This window comes from Leptolyngbya sp. CALU 1928 (assembly GCF_056784215.1).
The window spans coordinates 1,414,274-1,440,997 of the sequence record NZ_JBXBCE010000001.1 but is presented as its reverse complement, the minus strand read 5'-3'; the positions used below and the strand labels follow the sequence as shown (position 1 = coordinate 1,440,997).

Below are 26,724 nucleotides of genomic sequence, written 5' to 3'. Positions count from 1 at the left end.
CTGATGTATGACTGCGATCGCGCAATCATCTGACTACTTAACCAAACCCGGCAAATAGAAGCCAGCGGAGGCTCTGAGAGCGTGATCTGCGGTTGCCATCGACTCGGCGTGGCTAGCACGGTTTGCTTCATCCAGGGCTTCAGAAATATTGGATGTCACAACTGAATTTGCTGCTTCCTGAGCACGAAGCGCCATCAGTTGGGCGTAACTACCTGCTTGCAACGAAGACTGATTTGCCTGAATCCCTGTCAAATTCTTCATCACGTCTTGAGTGACATCAAAGCCTTGAGCTTCCTGTGCCTTTGTCTGAATGGATTGAAGCGTCATGCCTGCGGCTTCCATTTCTTGTTTCATCGCTGCCTGTCCTTCGGTGCTGAGAACAGTCGCTGCCATACCGTAATTCTGGAGCCTATCCTGTTGGAACTTCATGGACTGAGCTAAAGGCACGGGGTTGATGTTAAAGCGATCGACCATCCGGGAATCAGCCGATGGAGTTCCAGCCGTTGCGCTACCCGTGACGCTTTGATCGATCGCCTCGTGACTTTTGATGAAATCAGGAATTTGCAACGGACCATAAATGACACCGGGCGCATCAGCGGTAGGCAATTCATCACCATTGCCTGCATTGTCTGTAGAGCCAGCGTCAGGCGTTCCACCGCCCCACTGCTCATCCCAAGGTTGCCGTTCACCACCAAAAACGGAGCCAAAAATGTCTCCCATAATCTTTTGAAAGGTTTGAGTAAACACCTGAAGATACTGCTGAAGCTGTTGCTGGAACGGAGCCAGGAAGGAGCCTAAAGTACGATTGATTCCGCCCACGACATCGTTAATTGGCTCCAGGATGCTGTCTTGCACGTCATCAATCACGGTTCCGACCTGTTGAATCGGATTTGTGATTTGACCTGTCACCTGATTCACGGTCTGTTGAATCGTATTTGAGAGTCCGTCTAACACCCCGGCTTTGGCATATTGGGGGAACAGCGTTCCTACAAATGCTGCCAAAGTAAGCGTGTAGATCAGCACCCGCAACTTTGCCTGGTTGACGGGTTTGAGTTGTTTGGGTTGTAAAGGCTTAGTTGACATGGGCTAGTACCATCGCGGGAGAAAGGGTGTCTGAAACAGTTTCCTGATAACCAATTTGGTCGAGGCTGGAGCCGTTGCGAATTGCTGCCACATACTGCTCAGAAAACTTTGCCATGCCCAGCAGCTTGTTGTCTGGATATTGCGCCAGCACACGGGCACGGGCTGATTGCTCATCCGGGTTATTGGCAACGCTGGCAATTTGAATTGCGCCAGGATAGTAGCGACAGTAGGTGTAGGTGCCGTCAATATCCAGGAGCCAGTTGGAGTAAAGTTCTGACCGCTTTGGGAAGAAAAATTCGCTGGCATTTCGAGCGATAATGGTGCGCTCGTAGGACAGCCATTTGATAAACGCCTCGATCGCCAACGGTTGAATCCGTCCAATCAAGCGCGTGTTTATGTTTTGCATGATCTGTTGTCCTGCGACTGAGTTCATGATGGTATCTGGGTCTTGAGCAGACAGGAAGACGCGAATTCCCGCCTTTGCACCGTTGGCACACAAGCGACCAATCAACCGGGCGATCGTGTTGTAAGCAAACAGAATGGGAGACTCATCGATAAAGAAAATCGATTTGGGCGATTCCAACGCACGACGCAATGCCGCAGAGTAGGCACTGAGCGAGAGAATGGCGGCTTCATTTTCATTGGACAGGTTCCGCAAAGCGAACACGATTAACTGAGCATCCGTTGGGAATGAAGACGGACGACCGATCGCCCGCCCCACCCGTGAGTTGAGCCAGTATTCCAGTTGCAGCAGAATTTGGGATTGAGCATTGCGGATCTGTCCGGTGTCAGCATCCACGTTTAAGCTCTCTGTGGTACAGAATCCTAAAAAGTCCTGTAATGTTGGAGTTTTAGCCCATGCAGAACTTCCAAATCCATCCTCTAACGCTTGATCGTAACGATGACGAATACCAGGGTCTTTAAAGAAGTTGTTCAAGGCTCGACCGATGAGCGATCTCACTGTCTGCTCCAACATCGCATCCTGTTGAGCAGTGGGCAGCACCATCGTTACTAATGCTCCTTCGAGAAAGCCTTTGTAATCCTCAAATCGCTCCCGCTGCTGTTCACCTGGCAAATGTCGTAAGTCGGGCATTTCCATCAGGTTGTTGCTCTGTCGCCCAATATCAAAGTAAGCTGCACGGGGATTGAGAAATTCAGCATAGTCAGAGAAGGTTGAGGTGCCATCTGGTTTGGGGTAGTCCAAACAGACGATTGGGTAGCCTTCGGAGAGGAATTGAGTCATCATGCCAGACACCAGCACCGACTTCCCAGAACGAGTAGTGCCAAATACCGCGATATTGCGATGCTCGTTGGTGAAGTCAATCTTGACTGGACTCCCTCCTTCATCCGCAATCAGTTCAAACCCGGTTCGGTTGCCAGGATTGGTCAGGGTAAGTGGGATAAGTCCAGGCGCTTCGTTGGTCAGATAGGTGAGTTGACGCTTGAACGGCGCACCAAGCAATTTTTCCCAAGAAGTTGGTAAGGTCTGGAGCCAGATACGCCAAGCGATTTCGGTCTCTCGCACAACTTTAGCAGGCAGTTGGAAACACTCAGACATCGCATCGCAGGCTTCTTCCAGTTGCGATCGCGTGTCCCGATGAACCAGCAACACGGTCGCAATGTTGACGGGAATGTACCCTTCGTACAGTTTTGCCTGAGCATCGACGGAACGCCTCACCTTAATTTGGGCGGCTACATCAATTGATCGGGACTGCTCTGCCAGGTGCGCTGACACATTCGATTGTTTGAGAATCCGCTGCATATTGGTTCTCAGCAGGGTAGTGTTGCGAGGCGTGATTTGACAGATGACTTCCGTATCAATAATGTGAGGACGACAGAGCGCTTCCCATAAATATCGCAGTTGAGCTTTCTGATTCAGAAATCCCCCCGGTTTAGCGCTAAACGCCAGCACTCCTACATACTTGCCCTTCACTTTCACCCATTGGCGATCGGCAATGGGAACCGATTCCTGCCCATGTTCACCTTGAATCAAAACAGTTGTTGAGTGAACATCATTCTGCACCACTTCACTCAATCCCTTGTCATTCAGAATCAGATGTTGGGGCACTAGAGGAGGTGATGTCGTGTTGAGGCGACACCAGATTTGCTCCCACAGTTGACCTACACTCATGGGCTTTACATCTAGCCCCATCTTGATATTGAGCAACTGCTCCCAGCGCAAGTAGCCTTCAGAAAAAGCTCGTTGTAGCATCTCCTCATAACGTTGCTGGATAACGTGATCGCCCTTACCTTTAAAGGTTTCCCAGACTTCTACACCCTTCGCCAATACCTTCTCGATCCAGTCCGCATCACCTTTGACCTTCTGGTTTGGCTCAATCGTGTAGGTGCAATACAGATGCAGAGTCTTTGGTTTGCGGGTGCCAGATTCCTTTAGCTCCTGACCTCTGGCTTTCTCGCTCATGAGCAGCAGGCGCAGTTCAGAAGAGGGGGTTTGCTCCAGTAATTGATCGAGTTGTTGTTGGCGATCGTGATCGGTAGTGAAGCTAGATAGGTGAACTGTCAGGCGCTCTCCGCTTGGTAGCTCTTTCAGTGCGGCTTCAAAGCTACGAAGGGTTGGGGGAATTTGATCGGGTCTGAGGGTATCGTGAACGCCATTGCAGGCAAATCCAAAGACGAAGCAAAAGCGGTTTTTGCCTTTCTGAAGTAAGGCTGCTCCGACACTTCTACCCTTTAGCTCAATCTGAGCGAATCCTGCCAAGGAGTTGTAGTCTTCAAAGGCACTCAGGGTGACAGATTGCTTTCGCTCCTTGTCAATCACAGTCACGCGCTGCTTGCCAACTTTTGATTTCATTGCCTTACTTTTGTCCTTCTAGATTTTTTGGTGCGTCTTTTACGTCTGGGAACCTGGTCTACAAATTTCTGTACCTGGGTCATCATGGTGTAGGGCAAGTGTCCGCGCGTCCAGTTAGGTGTGCCGTGAAACTTGGTCAGGAACCGCCAGCTTTCATTACCCGTCAGCACCCACCACGTTGCTGCACCCCAGACGGCTATTAGTCCAGTTGCCCACCAGTCCAGTCCCAAAACACCCTGACAAACTAGATACGCAACAATGGCAATGATGAGCCAGGGAATAACCTGCTCTCCTGGAATCGGTCCTAACTGCGGTTTGGCATTAAGGATCTGGTTGACTGGAATAAATTCATCAGATGTTTGATCGCGTTCAGTAGACATCGTTTAAGTTAGCTAAATTAAGAGGGAGAAAGGGAAAGAGGAACTCCCTCTTTCCCAAAACAGTTTTGTCAATCAGGGTTAGGGAGCGACAGCGCCACCGCCGCCGTTTGCACCTTGCACAATCAGTGTGCTGAGCGCATCGCCAATCACAACGCAGAGCACGACGATGAGAGGAATACGGGCAGCGGTAGACCAATCTTCATCGTTGCGAAAGCCGTTAACAACGCGCACCAAGGCAACCCCGATGTAGATGACAAAAATGACGCGCAGAACGCCAAACAGCAACGGAACCAGGGCTGTTGCACCAGAAGCCGCTCCAACAGCCAGAATTTGCTGGAGGTATTGTTCAGCCTGAACGAAGAATGCCGCTTGAGAGGGCAGGGCGGCGCTCATCCACGCTCCCCCAGCAAACCCAGCCGTTAGCCAGGGCATCTTTTTCTCGCTCAGATTTGCTTTCTTCAGCAGCCACTTCCATAGGCGTTGGCACTGTTCGTTACTGCGAATGATGGTTTTAACCACCTGAACAGTTAAACCTGCAATCAGAGAACCGACTACAAAGGTGGGTGCATGGAGTACCAAGTTCAGTCCCAGAATACCGCCAGAAACCAGCCAGGGAGCAAGCTTGCGGAGCTTTGTACGGAACTCTGTGGAGAACCAGCGTGATAGCAAGGAACGAACACTGGACGCTTTTTGGCGTTGAGGTTGGGAGATCGTTAGAGGAGCGGCAATGGTCGGCGATAACTCCAAAGCGCGTCGTGCAAATTCCTGCTCAAAGGCGATTTGGGATGTGGTCTCAGGGTTAGCAAGAAGCTCAGTTATATGAATCGTCATGGATTACTCTCAAGTGGTTTGGTGAAAGTTGAGGTAGGAATTGAACTACTCAACTGAAATAGAGAGTAAAGAGCAGATCTGACGCTCGTATGACTGCGATCGAACAGAAATCTGACTGTGGAAAAAAGTTGCCTTAATGTCAATAAGCTCTTTTTTCTTTTGGCAATTCTTCAAAAGAGTAAGCAGAATAGATATCTGAATTCACCTGGTACATACGTTTCACAATTTACCACTGTAGTTCTCGACACATTTGTTTGATTCATGAACGTTCTAGTGATTGAAGATGAGCGCAAAATCGCTTTTGCAGTGCGCTCTAGTTTAGAAGCTGAAGGATTTAACTGTACTGTTGCCTATGACGGTGAGGATGGGTTGCGCCAGTTCAAACAGCATCAGCCTGAGGTAGTCGTGCTGGATCTGGAGTTGCCTAATATTGATGGATTGGAGGTTTGCTCTCAAATTCGGCAGTCTAAAACTCAAAAAGACCCCTTTATTGTGATGCTGACGGCGAGGGGAACGGAGGTTGACCGCATCATTGGCTATTCTACGGGGGCGGATGACTATATTCCCAAGCCGTTTAATACTAAAGAATTAACCGTCCGAGTCCGGGCGGTGACACGACGCGCTTCACGGCGGCAGCAGCCTCAGCAAAGTCATATCGAAACTCCCCACTTTTTGATTGACCGTGAAAAGCGGGAAGTTTTGGTGGAGAGAATGGAGGATGGGGAACTTGAAGAGGTGCATTTAACCACGCTCGAATTTGAACTGCTTTTCTTGATGGCAAGCCGTCCTGGAAGAGTTTGGGAGCGGGCGGAGCTTCTAGAGACGATATCGGGCATAGATTACGCGGGTGAAGATCGAGCGATCGACACTTACATTGGGCGGTTGCGTATGAAAATCAGCCCTAACCAGCAGCGCGATCGCTTCATCAAAACAGTAACGAGCGTAGGCTACAAATTTGAGGACAAATGAATCTACATCTACGACTATGGCTGACCAATCTGCTGGTTCTAGTAGTTGGATTAGTCGGTGCAGCAACGATCGGACATGGTTATAAATCAAAACAGTTTCCTAAGCAGGTTTCTCGCCTAGAGTCGCGTTACCAAAGCAAGGAGAGTAGTGAAGGAAAGGTTCCCAACCCCGATATTCAAACCTTTTCCCTAGATGCGATCGCTCTGTTTGATCGGATCAACGATCAGGGGACGGCATTTGCCCTCGGTGCAACTCTCATTGGAGTCAGCGGGTTAAGTCTGGGTCTGACTCATTCCATCTTGCGTCCTCTCCGTCAGATTGACCAGGCAGCCAAACGGTTTAATTCCGGCGATATGGCTGCCCGTGTTCCACCCAGCAACATTCCTGAGATTCACCAATTGGGTTTGACCCTGAACAGTGTAGCGAATCACTTGCAAGGATTGGAAGAACGGCGGCAACAGCTTGTTGGCGATCTGGCTCACGAATTGGGCACTCCGCTAACCATCATCCAAGCCTATGTTGAGATGCTGGAGTCCGGTGTCATTCCGATTTCTTCAGACATCTGGAAAGAGTTGCTTGAGGAAACTGCGAGGATGAGTCGGCTACTGGAAGACCTGGTAACCTTGTCCAAAATAGAATCGGGAGGAATGCCTCTGCGATTGCAGGCGGTTTCCCCTTACCCGCTGATTCGACGGGTGGTTCGCATCTTTAAAGCAAGAAAGTGGCAGAACAACTGCACTTTAGAGCTAGACTATCCTGCCGAACTGCCTCAAGTTTTTGCTGACCCCGATCGCTTCAGGCGAATTTTGAATAACTTGATCAATAACGCTTTGACCTACACACCAGAAGGAGCGGTGACAGTACAGGTGGAGGTAGTTGACGATGACCTATGGATTGCAGTTAAAGATACGGGAATCGGTATCTCTAAAGCGGATCTTCCGCATGTATTTGAACGATTTTGGCGCTCCAAAGACTCTCGCCATCTTCGTCACGACGGTAGTGGCATTGGGCTGGCGATTACAAAACGATTGGTGGAGGTGATGGGAGGCGCGATCGAAGTGGAGAGCCAAGTAGGGCAGGGCAGCACGTTCCGCTTCTCATTACCACTAGCTGAGAAATGTACGGTGACGAGTGGTAAGACCGAGATAAAACAACTAACAAGAGTTGATCAATAGCCTTAACAAGGAGACTTGCTTTAAGGGATGGAGCTTTAATAGCTCCATCCCCTAGTCAACTATGTATGTAATTGCTACGATCCCTGAAATCTCTAGCTTTCCTCAGTTTCTAAAGCTCTTTTTATCAAACTTCTTACTCCATAATTTTCTCTATTCTTATTTCGACAGATAGGAAGTGAGAAGTTAGAACGAAATAACAGCATTGAACAAAAACTACATTTTGACTTTTAAAGATCTCGCATCAAGTACACAAATAATCGTTTCACATTAAATCCACGCATTGAAATTTTGCTACTACCAGATGTGTTAATTATTCGGTATATCCTTAAAACAATGTTTTCCTAAAAAAAGAAAATGGCAACGAAATTAATTCAGCTAGATGATGGCACCTTGGTTGAGGTGGAAGTGTCACCTGAACAAGCGCAGCCGATTTCAGGCGGATTGGCTGAAAAGGTGAACGAAACCTTTGACAAGATCCACCCAATTTTGGTGAGAACTTGCCGCCCGATCGCAGCCGCCTGGGCTGAAATTAATCAGGAGATGGACATTGAACAGGCGGAAGTGCAGATTGGGCTGAGCTTTGAAGGCGAAGGGAATCTCTACATCACCAAATCAAAAGCAGGTGCTAATTTAACCGTAAAGCTAGTCCTGAAACCCAAGAGTCAAATTCAATGAATGCTAGGTTAAGTGATGCCATTGTTGTCATTTCCAGCAAAAAGCCCGAGGAAACTGGATTTGGCACTGGCTTTGTGATTTATCGCGAGGAACAGACAACCTATCTGTTGACTTGTGCCCATGTGGTTGAAGATGTGGGCGGTGTGGATGCCGTTAAAGCAAGCGGCGTGGATGCCAATGTGGTTGCGGTGGGTAACCGTTCCGATATTGATTTAGCCGTTTTGCGGGTGGATGGCTTGCTAAACGCCCAACCGCTCAAACTGGGTGCAATCGGGCAAGAAGGTAGCCCCTTTACAACGGCAGGGTTTCGGACTTTTGGTACGACGAAGCAGGAGAGTAAGCAATATCGTGTTTTGCAGGGATGCTTAGGCAAAGAAACAGGCATTGCGGGAAAAGCTGCCAATTTTGCCCAAACCTGGGATCTGGAGATTACCGAGGTCGGTGCACCTGACAAACTCGAACCAGGGTGCAGTGGTTCTCCCGTGATCGACAAAAATGGGGTTGTTCTGGGTGTGGCAACCCATAGTATGGAAACTGGGAAACGTGGGCAGGCGATTTCGATTCGTGAATTAGAGCGCATTTGGACAGATATGCCGATCGCCTTGAGGGAAAGCCTTCAGGGAGTGCCAATACTGCTGCCAAAGCAACCGTGGTTGGAACGAATGCATCGGTTGCTACTGGGCGATTCCCGTAGAGATCATTTCGCGAATCGCAACCTCCACACCGCCCTTCGCACCAGCGGCATTATTGTCTTTTTAGTCATCGGCGTTCGCTTCATGGGATGGTTGCAGCCTATTGAATTATGGGCATTTGATCAACTGATGCGATCGCGCCCAGATAGCCCAGAACGGGATAAACGCCTGTTGATCATTGCAGTGGATCAAACAGATCTGGATGCCCAAGTGTCTTTATCAGACGGAGCATGGTTGAAATTGCTAGAGACATTAGATGTCTATCAACCCAAAGTCATCGGGACAGATATTTACCGTAAACGTTCAGTCTCAGCACCTTACCAACAAACGTTAGGCAAACGGTTGCAAACGGATCAACGCCTAATAACCGTTTGCAAAGTTCCTGATCCGAAAGCTGGCGACCCCGCTGGAGTGGCTGCACCTCCAGAAATTCCCAAAAAGCAACTGCAACAGCGGGTTGGCTTTAGCGACTTTGTGCCAGATCCTGACAAAGTGGTTCGTCGGCATCTCCTAGAAATGAACTTAGAAGGACGGCAACCGACCTGTTTAACACCTTATGCTTTTAGCTTTCGACTCGCCGCCAGCTATTTAGAGACCGAACCCGATATTGCCTCCACCGCCTCGCTTAAAGGCACTATGCTAACCCCGGTAGAAGCTTATACCGGCGGATACCAAGGAGTCGATGCACTGGGACATCAGATTTTATTGAATTATCGTAGTGTTCAAGGATCACCCCGCAATATTGCCGAAACAGTTACTCTGCAAAACTTTCTCAAGCGCGATGTGCCGTTTCAGACCCTCAAAAATCGGATCGTCTTGATCGGTGGGGTAGCTCCAGAACAGAGAGATGATTGGCTCACTCCTTATCAGGAAGAAATCCCAGGTGTATTCGTCCACGCACAAATGATCAGTCAGCTTTTAAGTGCGGTGTCAGGAGAAAGACCGTTGCTCTGGGTCTGGTCTCAACTAATGGAGGTAACTTGGATTGTGGGTTGGTCGATGGTGGGTGGCATCTTAGTCTGGCGATTTCGTACCATTAAATCCTTGAGTCTTGCGGTAGGAGGTGCACTGAGCATCCTATGTCTGGTCTGCTTCGTAAGCTTAACGTCTTTGAGTGGGTGGTTGCCGTTTGTTCCCCCAGTTCTGGCGTTGGGAGTGAGTGCGATCGCGGTTAGAATTATCACATACACTGGAGAAAAATCCTAGTGCCTTTTCTGTGCAAGTATTCAGGTGTGAGATATGGAACCGCCGCTGTCATGACTCATCGTAAGCAATCTCTCCAGCAACGGATCACCGTTATCGCTACCTTTTTCTTCCTGATTAACGGTCCAGGAAATGCTGCGCCGCTGCAAGCACAACCTCAACCAGCGAGTAATCACACCCTAATGGCGCAAAGCGTGATGGATCGATTGAAGTGGTTGTTCTTCCCACCCAAGACTGCCAATCGTGGGGCACCGTCTGGACGGAGGCAAGGGGGTGCGACTCAAGGAATTTGTCCCCCAGTTCCAGTGGATAAGCAGCCTTTGACCGCTTTAGTGCCTGCCAACCGGAATGGCTCAACGGTGGAGGAAATTCCCATGGGAGTAACAGTGAGTGACCATCCTACATTTTGGTTCTACGTGCCCTATGCAGCTAAATCACGACGGTTGGCAGAATTTGTGTTGATTGATCAGAACGAAGCGAATATGTTTTCAACCACGGTTACTCTCACGGCAGCACCGGGAATTATTGGTTTTCAAGCTCCAGAAAAGATTCCTCCGCTGCAAGTCGGTAAACAATATCGCTGGGTCTTCTCTATAATCTGCGATCCCAGTAATCGATCGGGCGATGTCACAGTGAATGGTTGGATTCAGCGGGTTACCTTGAGCGCTACTATGCAAAACCAGTTGCAGCAAACCACGCTTCCTAGTGAACGGTTTATCCTGTATGCCCAAAGTGGCGTGTGGTATGAGGCACTCACAACTTTAGCCAATGCACGTCTCACCAATCCCAGTGATCGGATCATTCAGGATTGGCTGAGCGTTTTAAACTCGGCTGGGTTAAATGAATTAAGGGATGAACCGATTACAAAACCTAATGTTTTATTGCTCCCACAAGATGAACAACCTCCCATTCGTCTTGGACCGATTAGACCAATTTAAAGACCGATCTAAATCTATTTTTTCTGCTAGCGCCATTCGCCTTGTAAAACAAAACCAGCCCAGTCATAGGGAGACTCCCATCTACGGGCTTTCCACATCGATAGTTGGGCTTCCCGCAGCGCTGCCGCAGGAGTCAGGTTTTTGCCATCGCGTCCATTCAGCATGTTGGTGTAAAACCGCACCATTAAATCACTGGTTGCCTTTTCTTCGACGCTCCATAAGCTTGCTACAACGCGATCGGCTCCAGCATAGAGAAAACTACCTGTCAGTCCAACCACTCCTTCACCGTTAAATGTCAGATTCTTTTTGACATTTGTTGAAATAGGTATAGTAAATCCAATGCCCACTTCATAGGTATTTTGTCTGTCAAGATATTCATTGTTTGTTCCTGTTCCCAGACCTGTACGACAACCGCTAAGAACCACCAAATCCGCTGAAAGCTTCAGCGTGTTGAATATATCGGGAGGGGAAAGCAAACTGCGTTGAAGTTCACCCTGTTGATTCACCATCGATAAAATCATTCCCGATCGCTCAGGGCGCTGGCTGTCTAAAATGCCGTGGGTAGCAAAATGAATAATCTTATACTGTCCTAAGTCTGGACTGAGGGCAGTCTGACGACTAGCATCAAACCCGAATTTTTGCGATCGCTGCGCTTCAGGCACCAATGCCAAAATTTGCTCGGCTTGTAATTGGGTTCCGGGCAAGCGTGGATAAAACTGCTCCACATCAGCAGCCCCCATGAACAGTTGTTTCGTTGGGACTACCCCTATGCGCTCATCCTCTCGACCAAAAATTGGGTCTGCCAATACTGTCAGAGTTTTAGTGGGTGCAGTCCGCTTTGCTCGGTTTTGGCGAATGGCAATCAAGGTAGAAGCAGAGGGAAGATTCACAACTTCGTGCCGAATCAATAGCGGGTCTACCAAGCTTGCCAAGTTTGGCGTATTGCTATCAACTTCAGCCAGGCGCATCGGCAGCGCACTAAAGGGAATGTATTGCAAGCCCCCATCGCTTACCACTAAAATCCGCTTTTTACCCGCTAGCTTCGGTGCCGCCGCGCCGCCTAAAATTAATTGACTAAGCTCCATCCCCGTTTGGGCAGTACTGTTCGGTCTGACCCGCAAGCTCGGATTGGTCAGATACTCATAGAACTGTCGAGATACTAGATCAATCTGGGCTTGCGATGGCAGAACATAGCTCGAAATGCCATTTTTCGTAACTGCCCACAGATAGCTGCGCTGCTTACCCAGGAAAAATTCCAGCAAAATCGTATCATTATCTAAAGTCGCCTGAATCTCTTGCAGTGAAGCAGGTGCTGCTAGGACGCGAGAACTTGAATCATTGGAGCGATCTCGCTGTCCCAGCATTACCCGCAGGCTTTGAGCTTTGGCACGTTCACTTACCAGAAATGCCTGAGTTTCGTACTGCTTGACTCCGGTTTGGCGATAGCGTTCCATCAATAGGTCAATATAAACCTCGTAGTAGTTTCGATTAGCAGCCAGCAAGGCGGTCGAGTCTTTGTAGGAGTTGAAGTTGCCTGTAGCATCGCTCACAGTAACGCGGGTATTGGGCTGAGATTTTGCGCTGATGCTGAACGTCGGTTGTCCCTTTGGATCAGTAGACGTATCAACGGAAGAACCAGGTTGTGTTGCGGGTTGCAGAGGTTGAGGTTTAAGGCGTGTTAGGGCTGCCACTTCAAGTTGTGTCAAGGCTGCTTCAATGTGCGTCTGCGCTTTGGCGAAGTTTTTCAATGCCCGTTCAATTTCTGCCATGCCCAACAGCGACTCTGCAATTTTGGCTAAGTCTTTTGCTGTAGTGCTTACTGCGATCGCCTGTGTGTAAGCGTTGCGCGCTTGTGGAAATTGTTTGGCTCTGAAATAAGCTTTTCCTAATAAATTGAGCGTTTCTGCTTGCAGAACAGGAATCTGAGCGGATGAATCTGAAGTTTGCAACACCTTCAACGCCTGTTGATGAAACTCGATCGCGGTTTGCTGCGATGCACTCTTGCCATAAACCTTTCCCATTCCATTCAGCACCTTAACTTGAGCTTGCAATGCGATTGGCTTATCGGTTGGATTCTTTAGGTTTTTCAGTTCAGCCAACGCCTGCTCATAGACCTTGAACGCCTGGGCATCCTCACCTCGCTCAGCATAGCGATCGCCAATGCCAACTGAAATTAATGCTGATGTTTCTACCGTAGAGAAAGATTTAAAGAATTTCTGCATTGAATTGTCGAATTTTTTCTCCTCTACCCCGTCAATGCTAGAAGCAGTGTCTAACATCGTGCCAAAAAAAGCGAGTAGCTGATCGCCACCGCCCTGCTGTTTCAATGTGTCCGAGTATTTCAGAAAGCGTTGTGTGGCTTCGTTCCGGTAAATCAAGGCTTGACCTTCGTCCCCAAGATCCCCATACACACTGGCAAGATAAGCCAAGTTAAAGACTTCCGGCAACTTATAAACCAAGGCGTTTTCCTTGTCCTTTGCTGCCAGCATTTCCCATTTCGGTAACGCAGATTGAAACAAAATCAGAGATTGGGGATAGTCTCCCAGGCGTTGATATAACTCACCTAACTTAAACTGGATCGAGGGTTTTAAAGTATCTCTAATAGCAAATGAACTAGCCGTCCTCTTAACGCTTGCAGGTGAAAAATACATATTGAGAAACCTACCCCGTCTCAAAGATTGTCCGCTTGAAAATACAAAACTGCCATCTATCTCTTCTATAGAGATGTTTTCTAAGGATTGCGCCAGTTGAAGTGCCTCACCGTACCAATCAAAAGACCGGGAGTAATTTTCTTGTTCGTAATAGGTGTTGCCAATATCACTCAATGTCATGACCTCTAGCCCAGGTAGAGGGATGGCTCTAGCCAGACTCAGAGATTGATTGTAAAAATCGAGTGCCTGGTCATACTTTCCTAAGTCAGCGTAAACTGCCGCAATTCGGTGTAGTAGAATCGCTTCATTCTTTTTGTCTTTCCGCGTTCGATGCAATTGCAATAGCTTTTGATAGTTTGCGATCGCTTGCTGTTTTGAATCATTTGTATTTTTCTGACTTAATCGGTTCGCTGTATTAAACAGCCATTCTGCCTCATCTTCAGCCTCCGCCACATTCGCAACCACCACCACTTTTCTAGGGTCAGTTTCGCTGGGCTGGAGTGATAGGCGCACGTCTTCAAAAAAGCCTAGCCCAAAGGCACGCTGCAAATCTTGCTCGACAATTGCTCTGTTGAGTATGTCTCCAGGTTTTGTTTGAAATTCGCGGGTAACAATAAAATCGCGAGTGCGTCCCCGAATCGGATTACCTTTGGCATCTTTATCATCCCCGTCTTTGTTAATGAAGCGAACTCTAATTCCTTCAACTTCACCCTCAGCTACCTGTAAGGTAACAATCCCTTCGGGGGAAACTGCTGGAGAATCTAAAACCTGTGCCAGAACATAACCGTTCTTTTGATACCATTCGTTGACTTTTTTGATACCGTCTTGAAGGCGATTCAAGTTCAACACTTGACCATATTGGTCACTGAAGGTTTCTGTCAGAATTTTCTCTGGCAAAACCCGGTTGCCTTCAACTTTAATGGCTTGCAAAACTGGATTAACCTGCACTTCAAACGTAACACGCACTCCTAAAGGCGTGTCTTCAGGCACCGCCTTAACGTTTGAGAAAAAGCCAGTTGCAAAGATGGCATTAATATCTTCTTGAAGTTGGGAGCGGGTTGTGGTACGCCCAGGTTGAGTTTTAATGACTCCATACACCTCGTCTTGCAGGGCTTGATCGGCTCCCTTAATCAACACCTCACCAACGAGTACCCGCGCGTCTTTTCCCTCTTCTTTCTCGTCGTCTTTCTTAGGCGATAGAGAGTTGCTGGGCACCGGGCTTGGCTTAGCTTGGGGTTCATTGGCAGGTATTGGTTTTGTCTCTTGCCCACAAGTTGGAAGTGCTTGTCCAATCAATATCAGTAACATTGCAGTAGGGGGAAAACCACGGCGAACAAACTGCAACCAATGATCTGACATAGGACGTATTCCAATAACCTTGTCTTTTGTCTATCACACAGACAAAAAAGATACAACCAAATAGCGACAAGGCTAGAGGTTTAGCGCTTCTTGTGAGGAAGACTGAATCTCATCTTGCAATTTGTCATACGTATTCTGTCATAGTCGTTCTTTACAATTTCTGGGGTATTCAACAACTCAATGATGCATGACCCGCCAAAGTAGGCGCTTCCAAATCTAACCCTCATTAACGGCAGCCCTTAATTGCTATATGGTTAAAAACTCATACTTTGTTCTTGAGGAGTGAGACGATCTGATACTTGAGAACTTTGAACCGATACCCCAACCATCATTCCACTCCGCTCTTGCGTAAAGGGTAAAACCGAAATAAAGCATGTCCCACAATATTTTGTTGGGGTACAAAACCCCATATGTGCGAATCGTAGCTGTGATTGCGGTTATCGCCTAAAACGAAATAGGAGTCTGCTGGAACTTTAACAGGTCCATAGCTGTAATCGGCAGAATTTTGCACGTATGGTTGAGTGACTTCCTGTCCGTTGATGAAAACCGTTCCTCTACTGATTGCAACGACATCACCGGGAACTCCAATTACTCGTTTGATCATGTCATCATTGAGGTTTCTTGCCTTCAATTCCGGTGGAGCCTTGAACACCACGATGTCTCCCCGTTTCGGTGGATGCAGGCGGTAGCTCAGCTTCTCCACAATCAGGCGATCGCCCACCTGCAAAGTCGGAACCATCGACTCAGAGGGAATGTAACGGACTTCAGCAACAAAAGTGTGAACTCCAGCAGCAAGCAACAATCCACAAACAGCAGTTTTGGTCGCTTCCCACCATTCATTACGATTAGAACGACGGTTGATAGGAGCAGGTTGAAGGATAGTCATGGTTGAGTGACGAGACGAGTATGGTTTTCTCCCCAAGCGTTTTTGCGTTGGGCTTTGGCTTTGGCTTGCGCTTGTTGTAGCCCTTGGGTAGTTTGTTGAGGCAGGTGTGGGAGTTGAGTAGGATCTAGCTTTGCTAGCCCATCCGCCAGTAGAATCTCTTGCAGCAAAGTGCCGTTTGGTAACGCGACGATCGCCGCGATTTCTCCTGGTTTAATCGGCTGAGTGTTGAGAAAAGCGACTTGTGCATTTGATGCTTTCAGCAGCAGTGCGATCGCTCCCGCTGACTGACTCTGCCATCGCTGATTGGCTGCCTGAAGCCCGATCAGTCGAACTTTAATAACAGACTTTTCTGGAGTGCGAACCGTAAGCGTCAGGTTGGACTTGAAGGCGATCTCCTCCACTGTGTAGGGAGAAGAAGCCTGGGTCTTGGTGAACACTTGCAGCAATCCCATTTGCTCTCCTTTCATTAGCAGAGCCGGAACTCCCAACTTTATTCCCAACGGCAATAGCAACATGGTTCCAAATAAAACCGCATAGTGTAACTTCATACCCATTGAACCAGTCTATTTATGAAGTTGAACTCTTTGAGCAACACCGCTTTTACACGCTGACGCAAGGAATGCTGAGTGGGCTGACTTTGCCTGCTTCCTTCCAGAATTTGCTGCAAATCTGAAACTCCGATTTCTGCCGCAGTCAGATGTAACTCCACCCGTCGCAGTTCATCTAGCGATTGCCGTGTACTTGGACGAGTGGACAATACCTCAATCAGGCTATAAGCAGAATCTACATGATCACTGAGAGCGTCAATCAGTGTGGAATCACTCTGCTGGTCAAACAAGTCATCCAAAGTTACATCTGGAGAAAGTACTTTGGGGTCAACACCCAACTCGCTTAACATCGCGTCAAGTTGAGCAATCGCATCATCGTTGGTAACAAACTCGGAATTATCTATATCAGGCTGCTGGATCAATTCGTCATTTATCTCTCTAGTCAGAGCTTGCACCATTTCTTTAACCGTCGTTTTATCGTTTTCACTCAGGTCTTTGCCAAAAACAGTTTCACTCAGCAAGGTGTTGAGTAAGTTATCAATTGGAAGTTGTTGGGTCATAGCGATAACAAATGCAAATGGTGGTTAACGGCTTCACCTTATGCAATCAATCTGACTCTCGTATGGCAGAGATCGCACGGTGATCTGACTACCGCTCGAAATCGTGATCCGACCGATTTTGCTCTGGCGGGTCAGATTCTTCCATACCCTGCTGTCGCAGCAACTCATCCTGTTTAAGCCGCAACCAGGTTGTCCACTCCTGAAAGCGATAAATGTCTGTTGGAGTGATGCTTCCGACACCGTATAAGTGGGTCAATGTCTGTGAATCTTCGTCCAAGTGCTGCGGACTGGTAGATGCTAACTGCTCCGTGCCTCGCTGCACCCAAAGCGTATCTTCTGTCGGATTGTAGCCAATACTGTAGTCATCCAAACCGATGATGTAGCTTTGCTGTGCCTGGTCGTACTCGATCGCTTCAAAGTCGTGCCGAAACGCCAGAATGAATTCCGCATTGGAAAGTAATTGGCTTGCTAATTGCGTTTGCAGTTCCCAGTCTGGTGTTTTTGAGGAGTTAGGAATGGGCGATCGCGCTTCAAGTTCGTCCAGCCACAGATCAACCGATGCCCAAGCATTCAGATCAGCCGTAGTTAATCCCATCCCATCCTCGCGTTTCAGGTCGTAGTCTCCCGTCGCAGAATCTTGGCTGAATAGGTAAACAATGTTGTCCACCTGCACCCGGTAGAAATCTTCAGTACTCTCGACGGCAAGTTTGAAAGTGGCTTCACCCTGACTGGCATATTGTTCAAACAGTCGAGCGGTGCTATCAGGAACCTCAACTCCAGAAGCGGCAGCCTGAGGAGCATCCTGCGTATCGAGCCACTGCCCCAATTCCTGAAATTCCTCAAACTGTTGGTCTGTGATCTCCTCGCTACTTTTAGCGAGAAATAATTGCTCATGCCAAGATAGCTGCCAGGAGCCATCCTGATTGACCATCAAAAATCGATCGGATTGTGGGTTGTAAATCAGCGTGTGTTCTTGCCCCTGGTAGTGCAACTCATCACCTGACTGCTCCACCATTCCCCAAGATTGTGCTAGGGCAAAGGTACGCTCTAGAATCGGGCGAATTTGAGCGGCTCTTTCTCCTTGTTCTTGCAAGTTGGACATTATTTACCTCCTTTCTGTTGCTCAACTGGAAACTGTTGAGGGCTAGATACTCTGAACCAAAGCGGCAAACTAATCTGTAGGAGCAGTACCGTGACTCCAACGGTTAGAAAGACTTCTAGTGCCTTAATGCCGAGAGCGTTCCAGTTCCCAGTCGTCATCGGCTGCGATCGCGCTTGATTCTGTTGTAAAAGGTTCGATCTGTTCGGTTGCACAATTTCCGTGGATGCTTCGATCTCCTGCAACACCGTCATTAAGTGAACGTCCATCGCTTCCAGTCTCCGGCTCTGGTCTTCCAGTTTCCGTCGAAGCAAAAACATCGCTCTGGGTATCGGCTTGACCCAGCGGTTCAACTCCTCGATCTGAGATGCTGTCGCTAAGTTGAGTTGCTCCGATTTCCATTCCTGCCAGATGTCCTCCAGCGGTTCGGTGCTGGAAGTCGGCGACAGTTGCCCGGAGTTTGTCGCGGAAACGAATAAGGGTGTTGGGGTTGTAGGTTGAGTCGGTGGATTGGCTGAATTGGGTGCTGCTGTAGCTGAGGGCTGTTTCAGCAAGGTTGGGGGTTGGTACTTGGCTCTCTCCCGCATTTCTGGAAGTACATCGTGAACTCCTTTGGTATAACGACGTTGCCCCTGAGTGTTGGAGCAAAGAATTAGGCTGGGGTGATGGTCGATCGCAGCGTCGATCGCGGTGATGCTGGTTTGTCCCGGCGGCAGCAGGGCAAGATGTTCGATCTCCTCTCGTCGAAAAACAGGCTCAGTGATTTGGTCGATCGCGGCTTGTACCGCAGTTTGAGGCATGAGACTGGTTGGTTGGATTGCCTGTGCTGTTTGAATTGGTTCAATTTCTGATTGCAAAGCTTCCTGCTGCCATCGTTTTACTAGCGTTGACCAGGGAACAGATTGCTTCTCCTGCCTACCCGATGTGAAGGTGATCCAGGCTTTTTTGCGGCTACTGGCATCCGCTCCGGCGACCGTCTCAATCTGCTGGGCACGTTTGCTGAACTGACCCATCTGACTGGAAGAAAACCCATCCAACTCCCACAGCCCATGTCGGGAATTTGTTACTTGAATGCCATACCCCAATGCTTGAATCTGGAGCGCCAATTCATTGCGGTAAATTTTCCCCAACAGCATTTTTGCTCGATAGATTGCCTCGTTATCAAGGCTCTGCCACCTGCCATCGGGTCGTTGCTGGAGGTTGAGGATCAGGTTGTGGGTATGGAGTTGGGGGTCAAGTGCCCTCCTGCTTTCGTGATGAAACTGAGCGATCGCCAGTTGTCCGGTGAGAATTTTCTGCCGTTGCTTGTCTTTCGTTAATCGCGTGAGTGCATAGCGATCCTCCAAAACCGACAGCATTTGCTCGGTTGCCTGTCGGTGGGCTTCCTCTAATCGACTGTCACCGAAAACCAAAGCTTGAATGCTGATTGACTTAGGCGCACTGGTCGTCAGATCAATCCCAGCCCGTTCTAAAGGGATTTCTTCACCTTTTGATCGAGCGTTTTGCTGCCAACTGTGCAATCGAGTTTTATTCAACAGTAGTTCACCTGTTGGAGTACGCCCGTGTAGCAAGTGAATCAGGGCATTAGAATTCACCTGCCCCTCTACTTCCAACACTTTTGTCAACTTGCCATACCAATTGGAGGCTTGCTGTTGCTCTTTGTCGGTGCGGTTTCCTTCCTGGGTGTAGTAGCGACTCCCATGATTTGGGGTGACATTAACGATTGAGACGACCATCACCTTCCAGATATTGTTGCAATTGAGTGTGAACTTCGTTCATAAAGTCTTGCTCTTGTACTCTCATTTCTGCGGGAGTCAGGGCAATAAGCTGGCGTTCATTTAGGAGATGGACAACCTCCAGAAAGGCTTCCAGGCGTTGAAATTGCAGCGCTGATTGAGCGCGATCGCTGCCCATTACCTGGCTAATCTCTGCCAATCGTTCGACAACTTGAACGAGTAGCTTGCCTACTTCAGACATTTGCGTTTCTGTTTGCTGGAGTCGAGCATAGAGCGGTTGGAGGGATGCGCGGAGTTGAGGCTCGATCGTGGGTTGAGTCGGAATGCCCTCTTCAACCAGTTGACGCACTTCCAGTCTCAGTTCATCCAATTGGGCTTCCACCCGCGTCATCTGGTTGGAAAATTGCTCCATTATTAGAGGATCAATTGTTGCTTCGGGCATTATGGGTAGCTTTTGAGAGCTATCTGGTGATCTAGAGGGTTGCTCAGAGATGCTTTGAGCAGAATGAGAATTCGCCTCAGCACCAGAATGCTTCTGCGACTGCACCTGTTGCCGATAACGATTTCTGACAACATGAGCAACTGGGATTTGTTGTTGCTCTGCTTGCCCTTCCACCTCAGCAACCTCCTCCTTGGAAAGGGTGATGTAATATCTCTTGGAATCTTGATTGGACATAGAGTTTGAGAACTGAGCATCTGAAAATAGCTGAGAGCATCTGAGGAAAGTAGCTACGAGCATCCATGAGCAATTGAGAGATGCTGCGAGTTACTCAGAGATGCAGCACCTGGGAGCATCCGCATCTCAAAATTGAGGGCGTTAGGTGTGGAGGGCAAAGGACGAGCAACTGCATCTAGGTGCAACTGCATCCAGGGGCAACTGTTATCTTGTAGCCCCACACGATATACACCTGATCTGACTCGCATCTGACGATGATCTGACTGAAGACTCACAATTTGCCCTTGTTAGTAGTCAGGTAACGGTGCGATCGCAGTCATATCCTGGTCAGGTCAATTCTTTAAGGTAGGTAGTGTTGATTGGGCAAAGGTCTACGGCATAGATATTTCTGGTGTTTCATTCTCCTGTTGGGTTCCAATTGAGTTCCATTGATTACCCATGTCTATCCTTTGCCTGCAAGCAAGTTCCATTCGGGTTCCATTCGAGTTCCATCAAGCGCAGGATTAAGCAATGGTCAGCTTTTCAACCGTTTCTTCGGCTCCATCTCTGGAGCATCGCAAACCAACTCTGTATTTAGCAGGCGACCTTGGCAAGTCTGCCTGCAAGTTTCTTTATTGGTGGCAGGATCGAGAGTTTCAACCCCTCTGGCTCGGCTCCGATGTGGTGGAAGGAGTCAGCGATACAACCCTGCGTAAGTTCGATGCGGCAGGTGACTTGGCAGAAGCTGCTTGGCTAAGGGTAGGAGATTGCACTGTTTTAGTCGGCAACTCGGCGATCGGGTATGGCTCCAGCTTTGCCGCAGACAAAGTGCGGATCGCGGCGTATCAAGTTGCGGCGGCTTTAGGTTTAGCAGCGGTTCAAGCGGGAGTCAAGAACTACAAAGCAGTCGTCTCCCTGGCATTGCCACTGAACGAGTTTCGCTATCGCAATGACGTAGCTACCAAGCTTGGGGAAATCGGTCAGGAGTTTGTGTTCTGTGGTCGGCAACAGCAGTTTGCGATCGCTCCTTCGTTTTACCCGGAAGGAACGGGACTTTATCTGCTGCATCGGAAGGAAAGGGAAGGGGCGATCGCAATGTCTTACACCCGGCGAGTCGTCGTCCTAATGATGGGACACCGGAATCTGTCGGTATTGGTCTACGAGGGCGGTAAGCTCAACGCCAATCTGTCGCAAACCAGTGATACTCTCGGCTTCTGGAATTGCTTCAAGGCAGATGCATCGGCAACAGGAATTCGAGAAACCGATTACAACTCCCTGCTGGCAGCACTGACGACTGATAATGCTCAACAGCTTTCAAAAGTGGAAGGTGGATTGAAGGATTTTGGCGTAGCCGTTGCAGCAATCAGGCAGGGCGAGATGAAGCGATTAGAAGCATTTTGTCGGGATAATCTGATCGATCTGCTGGTTGGAACGAACCAAACCGATATTGTGATCGGAGGCGGGGTTGCTCATGTGCTGCGATCGGAACTGCGCGACTACTTTGCAGATTTGGGACTGGCGGAGAACCTGTACTTTGCGGATGCGAACGGTGGACGATTATTGACGTTAGCGGAAGAAACCCGCAACGCTCACGGCGATCTGGCGCGTCCAATGCGGTTTGCTGATGCCTATGGTTTGGCTCAAGCACTTGCAGGTAAAGTTCGTCGAGGTTAGGAAGGAGCAAAAATTATGCCTGCAGCTAGCAAAACTGGACGATTACGCTCCAAGTTCATCTGCCAGGTTGAGTCTGGAACGATTCTAGCGACCATCTTTGCCTACCTGAACGGAAATTTGTCCAAAACCTTTTCACAACGGGAAGGAAAACAACGAGCAACCGACGCACTGTTGGCATTCTGGAAGCCCTATGCGTTGAGAGCGCAAAAGGCAGATTCGCAAACAGTCCAGGAAGCGGCTCAAATGTCAGTTGGGTCATTGCAGCGTCAGATCCAAACAATTTGTGATGACTTCAACATTCCATCGCCCATGACTCGACCTATGATCGATGTAGAAACGTTGATCACTGTACTTCTCAGTCGAATTCAACAATTTACTGGTCTGGGTCACACGGTTGGAGCCACAGCACCTGCGCCTACTTCTACATCTCCTACGTCATTTGAGTCTATCCCTTCAGCAGAAGCAAGCGATGAGATGATTTTTGCAGACGATGAAGATTTGCTCGGCGATTTGGTTTAATGAAGCTCTGTTAGCGATCGCTACTCAAAAACTGAGCAATCAGATCCTCTTGATGATACGTTAGAGCATCCGATGAGTAGCAGTGGCACGGACAGATCGCATGAATCACGATGAACTTTTCAAACAACTTTTATCGACGTTCTTCATTGAGTTCTTAGAACTGTTTCTGCCCCACGTTGCCGACTCAATTGACCGAAATTCCGTGGCATTCTTGCCCCAAGAATATTTTGCTGACCTGACCGTTGGCGAAAAGCAGGTGATTGACCTGTTGGCAGAAGTGCGTCTGGCAGGCGAAGATGCTAGTTTCTTGATACATGTGGAAAACCAAGCATCTACTGAGGCTAATTTCACCCGCCGCATCTTTTTCTACTTCGCCCGACTCCACCAGAAATACCTTCAGCGCATCTATCCGATTGTCGTCTTTTCCTTCGATGAACCCTATCGGGAGGAGTCCCATCGCTACAGCGTAGGGTTTGATGACTTGAAAGTATTAGAGTTTAACTTCCTCCCCATCCAATTGAATCGGCTCAACTGGCGCGATTATTTGACCCAGCCAAATCCGGTCGCTGCGGCACTCATGGCAAAGATGCGAATTGCTCAAGGAGATCGCCCCAAGGTCAAAGCAGAATGCCTGCGGTTATTAGCAACTTTGCGGCTAGATCCGGCTCGAACTGAATTGATTTCAGGCTTTGTAGACAGTTATCTGCGACTAAATGCTCAAGAAGAGCAGGTGTTTCAAGCAGAAATTGGTAAATTAGAAGGACGAGAACAGGAGGTCGTTATGCAGATTGTCACCAGTTGGATGGAGCAGGGCATTGAGCAGGGATTGCAGCGCGAAAAAGCTCTAATTCTGCGTTTGCTTGCGCGGCGCGTGGGAGAATTGCCCGATGTGGTAAGGTTGCAGATTGATAAGCTATCCATTACTCAACTAGAGAACCTGGGCGAAGCCTTACTAGATTTTTCAACTTTTATTGACTTAGAAATCTGGTTGCAGCACCCTGATAAAATCCAATAGTCCCAGAAAGAACAACCCGTTTTTCAGGCTCACTCACGGTCGATCCACAAGTCTAGAACATGACCTCTTCCGTGATCGGAAAATAAAAATCGAGATGGTTTCTACGATCCCTACCCTCTAATCTTGTCAGCCTTAACGCCCCGAGTTTTTCCGTTACTATAATCAAGCCTTCCTTGATTAATTCAACTCACTTGAGTTATTCATCCTAGACTGATTTGACACCTATTTGATGAGATGCTCTAGGCTTTATCTCGATCGCAGTTCATCAAAAACCAACCGGGAGATACTTGGGAAAATTTTCCAATCATCTCCATAGCCTTTATCATTGCCAAAAATTACCAAGATATACTTTGCGTTGCCATCAAAACTTGTGATTAGGGCGGCTTCCTGACGAGATGTTCCTGTCCAACCCACCTTAGAGATAAACTCAGTCTCTGGAGGTAAGGATTCTCCTAAAAAGCCTTCAATACTGTTGTACTCTTCATGTCTCCAATCGCCGGAAGCTAAATCTTGTCGCAGTAATTCTTTCATCTTGCGACTGGCTGATGCCGAAACAGCTTGTTCTGTAGTGATTTCATAGAGCAGCCGAGCTGTGTCATAGGTTGTGATTGCGTTGCGGATCGGCGCATTACCATCCCCTCGCATTTGCAACTCTCGCCCTGTTGGACGCTGGAGTTGAAGAAATGGAATGGGAAAGTTTTTTTGGCTCACGTTGACAGAATGATAGCCTGCTGCCTCAAAGTAACGATTGAACCATTTGCGTTTGGCTGCCCAAATCCCCAATTCCTCTTCATTCATCTCGGAACCAGATGCGGCACCCGAAGTTAAATCAATGACACGACTGGCGGATTCATTGTCAGACTTATGTGCCATCTTGTAGAGTTCTTGATCGGGAAGCGGATGCTTTGTGAGAATTCCAGCTTCCATTTGAGCATAGTAACCAACGAGCCAAAATAGTTTAGAGACACTCGCTGGAAACCTGGGCTGCTGGTCTTGATATGCTGCGTACTCACAACAGGAACGGTGCTTTAAATCGATGAGGCTAATTGATAAAGACTTGGTCGGTAAACCCTTTGCACTAATTTTAGTGACTACTTTATCAAGCACTCGTTGCAGGCTTGGGCTGGGCTGAAATGGTGGCAGACTGGTGACGTTATAGGATAGGGTCAGGGGCGGATAGTTGCGATCGCCCACTGGCTGTATGGGTTGCTGAAGTGTTGGTGAAATCGAAGTGGATTGAGCATTTCCAGCCTGATCTGATCGCCCTGATTGAGTGCTTAGTTGCGGTGAGGAAGCGGGTTTGGGTGCAATCCTCGGCTGTAAATAAGCTCCTGGCAATGGTGCAGGTAAATGTTGCCAATAGGTAAGCGTGATAATGCCGCCTGCCATCACCAACACCGTCGGTATCAACGCTGTAGACCAATCCCAGCGCTGCGATTTAAAGAACTTATGCAACATAAGAATGGGGACTATTTGTAGTTTGAGATTTTCCAAGTGCCATTCTCAAGTTGAAGCATATAGACCTTTTTGCTGGTCTTAAAATTAGATTGCGATTGATCGACTTTTCCATTGACATAGAATGTGCGATCTTCCGCTACATTGACTTCAATGGATGCGCGATCGCCCGTTGCTGAGAACTTTCCAGTCGAGCTAACAGTTTGAGTCCCAAATTGATAGTAAGCATTATTTTCCTGTAGCCAATCGATCGAGCCACCTGGCTTGGTAATGTCGTAATACAGCACCCCAGTGGTCAATTTCTCGGCGACTTGCCGATCAAAGGGCGATGCAAACACAGCGCGTTTTGCTTGTAGCCAGTTTCTCACCAAGCTCAGTGCTTCATCTTCAGTTAATTTGGCAGCAGGAATCTGATTGGGCGCTTGACCAGACGGTGGTGTGCTTGCGTTTGGTAGTGTGCTGGAGGGTGACTGGTTGGGTTGAAGGGTTGAAGGTGCAATTGACCGCCCTGGATTTGGCAAGGCTGATTGACTGGGTAAAGCTGATTGAATCGTGCTGGCGGAATTGGGTGGATTGATGACAGAATTGCTGGAGTTGGTTGATCCAGTGGGAGAATCATTACTGCTAGGAAAGCTAACGACAGGTTGAGGCTGTCCATTGCCCCGTGACAGCACGACTCCCAAAATGCCGAGGAGCGTGAGAAAAATTCCCACACCCAAGCCAATCATCCAACCTTTATTTTGATCTGGCGATTCTGATGACTGGAATGGTGTCGTCTGCGGTCTAACCACCGGGGTCGATGGGGAGGAAACAGGCTGGGATGCTGTGTAGACGGGTTGCTGTGTGGCTGGCGCGGTCGCAACGCTTGTAGCGCCAGGATAGAGGGGTGGCGGCGCGATCGATGGAGCCGAAGTGGGCTGATTGAGGGCTTGCAAGGCTGCGTCTGCGGTGGGGAACCGTTCTTCAGGACGGGGGGAGAGCATTCGAGCGAGGACTTGATTCAAGCCATCGCTGACCAGTTTGTAGGTTTCCCAATCCCAGGTTTGAGTTTGGGTATTCCATAAATCAGGCAACTCTTTCCCGGTAAGCAGCAGGATGGCAGTAAGGGCGATCGCATACAAATCCTCTTGAGTGCCATTAGGCAAAGAACCTATAAACAAGGGTTTGACTCGATCGAGAAACTCTGGTTCGATGGGAGTGATGCCCATCTGTATCATTAGATCGCGCAATTGTTTGCATTGAGTGAACACAGGACGTTGATCCACCTGGCGCACGAAAATGCTACGGGGGGAAAGATTGCCGTGAGTGATGCCTTGCTGGTGCAGATCTGCCACAATTGGCAGCACTTCTGAGAGCCATTGCAGCAATTCTGCTTCCGTCAAGGGAGATCGCGATCGCAGCCACTCGCCGATCGATTGACCATCCACATAGCTCTGCACAACAAAGATGGAAGCTCCGTCACAGAAGATTTCTTTCACTTGCTGCACTTGCGGATGCCGTAGAGCTTGCCAACGCTGCAATTTAGGCTGTGCATCCTGGTAGCAGGATGCTGCCCGTACAACAGAATCTGCTGTCAGCTTTTGCACTAGGCAAGCTTCGCTAGACGTGACATCCTCGACTAAGTAGGTGGCACGGAAGGCATCTTCGTAGATAACTTGCTGAATCTCGTAGCGATCGCGGATCGTTGCTGTGGCTTTCACGGTCGGGTCAAAAGCAAATTGCATGGCTCAGTTGTAATCAGAACAATGGATGAGAACAATTTCCTAAACGCTGTCATCCTAGCCTCCTGATCCCTTAACCCACTTGCCT

21 protein-coding genes are annotated in these 26,724 nt (G+C 48.6%); 8 read left to right on the top strand and 13 right to left on the bottom strand.

The window, feature by feature from the left end; translation table 11 throughout:
- Positions 1-33 precede the first annotated feature (33 nt).
- The 4 genes from AC1S5B_RS06675 to AC1S5B_RS06660 all read right to left on the bottom strand — a co-directional run bounded on the left by AC1S5B_RS06675 (position 34) and on the right by AC1S5B_RS06660 (position 5,106).
- On the bottom strand, positions 34-1,083 hold the full coding sequence (locus AC1S5B_RS06675; RefSeq protein ID WP_482034901.1) for a hypothetical protein: 1,050 nt from the start codon (positions 1,081-1,083) through the stop codon (positions 34-36).
- Complete coding sequence (locus AC1S5B_RS06670) at positions 1,073-3,895, bottom strand: hypothetical protein (RefSeq protein ID WP_482034900.1); 2,823 nt, start codon at positions 3,893-3,895, stop codon at positions 1,073-1,075. Before AC1S5B_RS06670 ends, AC1S5B_RS06675 begins: the two co-directional genes overlap by 11 nt.
- Entirely contained in the window at positions 3,892-4,275 is a 384-nt protein-coding gene (locus AC1S5B_RS06665) for a hypothetical protein (RefSeq protein WP_482034899.1), read from the bottom strand. The genes AC1S5B_RS06670 and AC1S5B_RS06665 overlap by 4 nt, the downstream gene beginning before the upstream one ends.
- 78 nt (positions 4,276-4,353) lie before the next feature.
- Positions 4,354-5,106: a hypothetical protein gene (locus tag AC1S5B_RS06660; protein ID WP_482034898.1), complete on the bottom strand. Its 753-nt coding sequence runs from the start codon at positions 5,104-5,106 to the stop codon at positions 4,354-4,356.
- A gap of 261 nt (positions 5,107-5,367) precedes the next feature.
- Here AC1S5B_RS06660 and AC1S5B_RS06655 point away from each other — a divergent pair, with 261 nt between their 5' ends.
- The 5 genes from AC1S5B_RS06655 to AC1S5B_RS06635 all read left to right on the top strand — a co-directional run bounded on the left by AC1S5B_RS06655 (position 5,368) and on the right by AC1S5B_RS06635 (position 10,758).
- The gene (locus tag AC1S5B_RS06655; protein ID WP_482034897.1) at positions 5,368-6,075 is read left to right on the top strand and encodes a response regulator transcription factor; all 708 of its coding nucleotides are present in this window, start codon (positions 5,368-5,370) and stop codon (positions 6,073-6,075) included.
- Positions 6,072-7,250: a sensor histidine kinase gene (locus AC1S5B_RS06650; RefSeq protein WP_482034896.1), complete on the top strand. Its 1,179-nt coding sequence runs from the start codon at positions 6,072-6,074 to the stop codon at positions 7,248-7,250. The genes AC1S5B_RS06655 and AC1S5B_RS06650 overlap by 4 nt, the downstream gene beginning before the upstream one ends.
- 354 nt (positions 7,251-7,604) lie before the next feature.
- Positions 7,605-7,925, top strand: a complete 321-nt coding sequence (locus AC1S5B_RS06645) for a CU044_2847 family protein (protein ID WP_482034895.1) — start codon at positions 7,605-7,607, stop codon at positions 7,923-7,925.
- On the top strand, positions 7,922-9,823 hold the full coding sequence (locus tag AC1S5B_RS06640) for a CHASE2 domain-containing protein (protein WP_482034894.1): 1,902 nt from the start codon (positions 7,922-7,924) through the stop codon (positions 9,821-9,823). The genes AC1S5B_RS06645 and AC1S5B_RS06640 overlap by 4 nt, the downstream gene beginning before the upstream one ends.
- Positions 9,824-9,873: 50 nt before the next feature.
- Positions 9,874-10,758: a DUF928 domain-containing protein gene (locus AC1S5B_RS06635; RefSeq protein WP_482034893.1), complete on the top strand. Its 885-nt coding sequence runs from the start codon at positions 9,874-9,876 to the stop codon at positions 10,756-10,758.
- A gap of 26 nt (positions 10,759-10,784) precedes the next feature.
- Here AC1S5B_RS06635 and AC1S5B_RS06630 read toward each other — a convergent pair whose 3' ends face one another.
- From AC1S5B_RS06630 to AC1S5B_RS06600, 7 genes are all read right to left on the bottom strand, one after another.
- The gene (locus AC1S5B_RS06630; RefSeq protein WP_482034892.1) at positions 10,785-14,768 is read right to left on the bottom strand and encodes a CHAT domain-containing protein; all 3,984 of its coding nucleotides are present in this window, start codon (positions 14,766-14,768) and stop codon (positions 10,785-10,787) included.
- A gap of 328 nt (positions 14,769-15,096) precedes the next feature.
- The gene (lepB, locus tag AC1S5B_RS06625) at positions 15,097-15,654 is read right to left on the bottom strand and encodes a signal peptidase I (RefSeq protein WP_482034891.1); all 558 of its coding nucleotides are present in this window, start codon (positions 15,652-15,654) and stop codon (positions 15,097-15,099) included.
- Positions 15,651-16,202 (bottom strand): thermonuclease family protein, encoded by a 552-nt coding sequence (locus AC1S5B_RS06620; RefSeq protein WP_482034890.1) that lies wholly within the window; start codon positions 16,200-16,202, stop codon positions 15,651-15,653. The genes lepB and AC1S5B_RS06620 overlap by 4 nt, the downstream gene beginning before the upstream one ends.
- Complete coding sequence (locus AC1S5B_RS06615) at positions 16,199-16,762, bottom strand: hypothetical protein (protein WP_482034889.1); 564 nt, start codon at positions 16,760-16,762, stop codon at positions 16,199-16,201. The genes AC1S5B_RS06620 and AC1S5B_RS06615 overlap by 4 nt, the downstream gene beginning before the upstream one ends.
- 88 nt (positions 16,763-16,850) lie before the next feature.
- Positions 16,851-17,864, bottom strand: coding sequence for a hypothetical protein (locus tag AC1S5B_RS06610; RefSeq protein ID WP_482034888.1), 1,014 nt, complete (start codon positions 17,862-17,864; stop codon positions 16,851-16,853).
- Positions 17,864-19,597 (bottom strand): MobF family relaxase, encoded by a 1,734-nt coding sequence (gene mobF, locus AC1S5B_RS06605; RefSeq protein ID WP_482034887.1) that lies wholly within the window; start codon positions 19,595-19,597, stop codon positions 17,864-17,866. The genes AC1S5B_RS06610 and mobF overlap by 1 nt, the downstream gene beginning before the upstream one ends.
- A complete protein-coding gene (locus AC1S5B_RS06600; RefSeq protein WP_482034886.1) occupies positions 19,578-20,273 on the bottom strand; it encodes a hypothetical protein in 696 nt (231 codons plus the stop codon). The genes mobF and AC1S5B_RS06600 overlap by 20 nt, the downstream gene beginning before the upstream one ends.
- Before the next feature lie 510 nt (positions 20,274-20,783).
- Here AC1S5B_RS06600 and AC1S5B_RS06595 point away from each other — a divergent pair.
- The 3 genes from AC1S5B_RS06595 (at position 20,784) to AC1S5B_RS06585 (ending at position 23,460) form a co-directional block, all read left to right on the top strand.
- Positions 20,784-21,926, top strand: a complete 1,143-nt coding sequence (locus tag AC1S5B_RS06595) for a hypothetical protein (RefSeq protein WP_482034885.1) — start codon at positions 20,784-20,786, stop codon at positions 21,924-21,926.
- Between the two features lie 15 nt (positions 21,927-21,941).
- Entirely contained in the window at positions 21,942-22,445 is a 504-nt protein-coding gene (locus AC1S5B_RS06590) for a hypothetical protein (protein WP_482034884.1), read from the top strand.
- Positions 22,446-22,527: 82 nt separating this feature from the next.
- Positions 22,528-23,460 (top strand): Rpn family recombination-promoting nuclease/putative transposase, encoded by a 933-nt coding sequence (locus tag AC1S5B_RS06585; protein ID WP_482034883.1) that lies wholly within the window; start codon positions 22,528-22,530, stop codon positions 23,458-23,460.
- 246 nt (positions 23,461-23,706) lie between these two features.
- On the opposite strand, the gene AC1S5B_RS06580 is transcribed toward AC1S5B_RS06585, so the two are convergent.
- Together AC1S5B_RS06580 and AC1S5B_RS06575 are read right to left on the bottom strand one after the other, a co-directional pair.
- On the bottom strand, positions 23,707-24,918 hold the full coding sequence (locus AC1S5B_RS06580) for a serine hydrolase (RefSeq protein WP_482034882.1): 1,212 nt from the start codon (positions 24,916-24,918) through the stop codon (positions 23,707-23,709).
- 11 nt (positions 24,919-24,929) lie between these two features.
- Positions 24,930-26,639, bottom strand: a complete 1,710-nt coding sequence (locus tag AC1S5B_RS06575; protein WP_482034881.1) for an IMS domain-containing protein — start codon at positions 26,637-26,639, stop codon at positions 24,930-24,932.
- Positions 26,640-26,724: the final 85 nt, after the last annotated feature.

What these genes read in the sequence shown, in the direction of transcription:
- AC1S5B_RS06675 (WP_482034901.1), bottom strand. Translation starts at nt 1,083, where the DNA reads ATGTCAACTAAGCCTTTACAACCCAAACAACTCAAACCCGTCAACCAG.
- AC1S5B_RS06670 (WP_482034900.1), bottom strand. Translation starts at nt 3,895, where the DNA reads ATGAAATCAAAAGTTGGCAAGCAGCGCGTGACTGTGATTGACAAGGAG.
- AC1S5B_RS06665 (WP_482034899.1), bottom strand. Translation starts at nt 4,275, where the DNA reads ATGTCTACTGAACGCGATCAAACATCTGATGAATTTATTCCAGTCAAC.
- AC1S5B_RS06660 (WP_482034898.1), bottom strand. Translation starts at nt 5,106, where the DNA reads ATGACGATTCATATAACTGAGCTTCTTGCTAACCCTGAGACCACATCC.
- AC1S5B_RS06655 (WP_482034897.1), top strand. Translation starts at nt 5,368, where the DNA reads ATGAACGTTCTAGTGATTGAAGATGAGCGCAAAATCGCTTTTGCAGTG.
- AC1S5B_RS06650 (WP_482034896.1), top strand. Translation starts at nt 6,072, where the DNA reads ATGAATCTACATCTACGACTATGGCTGACCAATCTGCTGGTTCTAGTA.
- AC1S5B_RS06645 (WP_482034895.1), top strand. Translation starts at nt 7,605, where the DNA reads ATGGCAACGAAATTAATTCAGCTAGATGATGGCACCTTGGTTGAGGTG.
- AC1S5B_RS06640 (WP_482034894.1), top strand. Translation starts at nt 7,922, where the DNA reads ATGAATGCTAGGTTAAGTGATGCCATTGTTGTCATTTCCAGCAAAAAG.
- AC1S5B_RS06635 (WP_482034893.1), top strand. Translation starts at nt 9,874, where the DNA reads ATGACTCATCGTAAGCAATCTCTCCAGCAACGGATCACCGTTATCGCT.
- AC1S5B_RS06630 (WP_482034892.1), bottom strand. Translation starts at nt 14,768, where the DNA reads ATGTCAGATCATTGGTTGCAGTTTGTTCGCCGTGGTTTTCCCCCTACT.
- lepB (WP_482034891.1), bottom strand. Translation starts at nt 15,654, where the DNA reads ATGACTATCCTTCAACCTGCTCCTATCAACCGTCGTTCTAATCGTAAT.
- AC1S5B_RS06620 (WP_482034890.1), bottom strand. Translation starts at nt 16,202, where the DNA reads ATGAAGTTACACTATGCGGTTTTATTTGGAACCATGTTGCTATTGCCG.
- AC1S5B_RS06615 (WP_482034889.1), bottom strand. Translation starts at nt 16,762, where the DNA reads ATGACCCAACAACTTCCAATTGATAACTTACTCAACACCTTGCTGAGT.
- AC1S5B_RS06610 (WP_482034888.1), bottom strand. Translation starts at nt 17,864, where the DNA reads ATGTCCAACTTGCAAGAACAAGGAGAAAGAGCCGCTCAAATTCGCCCG.
- mobF (WP_482034887.1), bottom strand. Translation starts at nt 19,597, where the DNA reads ATGGTCGTCTCAATCGTTAATGTCACCCCAAATCATGGGAGTCGCTAC.
- AC1S5B_RS06600 (WP_482034886.1), bottom strand. Translation starts at nt 20,273, where the DNA reads ATGTCCAATCAAGATTCCAAGAGATATTACATCACCCTTTCCAAGGAG.
- AC1S5B_RS06595 (WP_482034885.1), top strand. Translation starts at nt 20,784, where the DNA reads ATGGTCAGCTTTTCAACCGTTTCTTCGGCTCCATCTCTGGAGCATCGC.
- AC1S5B_RS06590 (WP_482034884.1), top strand. Translation starts at nt 21,942, where the DNA reads ATGCCTGCAGCTAGCAAAACTGGACGATTACGCTCCAAGTTCATCTGC.
- AC1S5B_RS06580 (WP_482034882.1), bottom strand. Translation starts at nt 24,918, where the DNA reads ATGTTGCATAAGTTCTTTAAATCGCAGCGCTGGGATTGGTCTACAGCG.
- AC1S5B_RS06575 (WP_482034881.1), bottom strand. Translation starts at nt 26,639, where the DNA reads ATGCAATTTGCTTTTGACCCGACCGTGAAAGCCACAGCAACGATCCGC.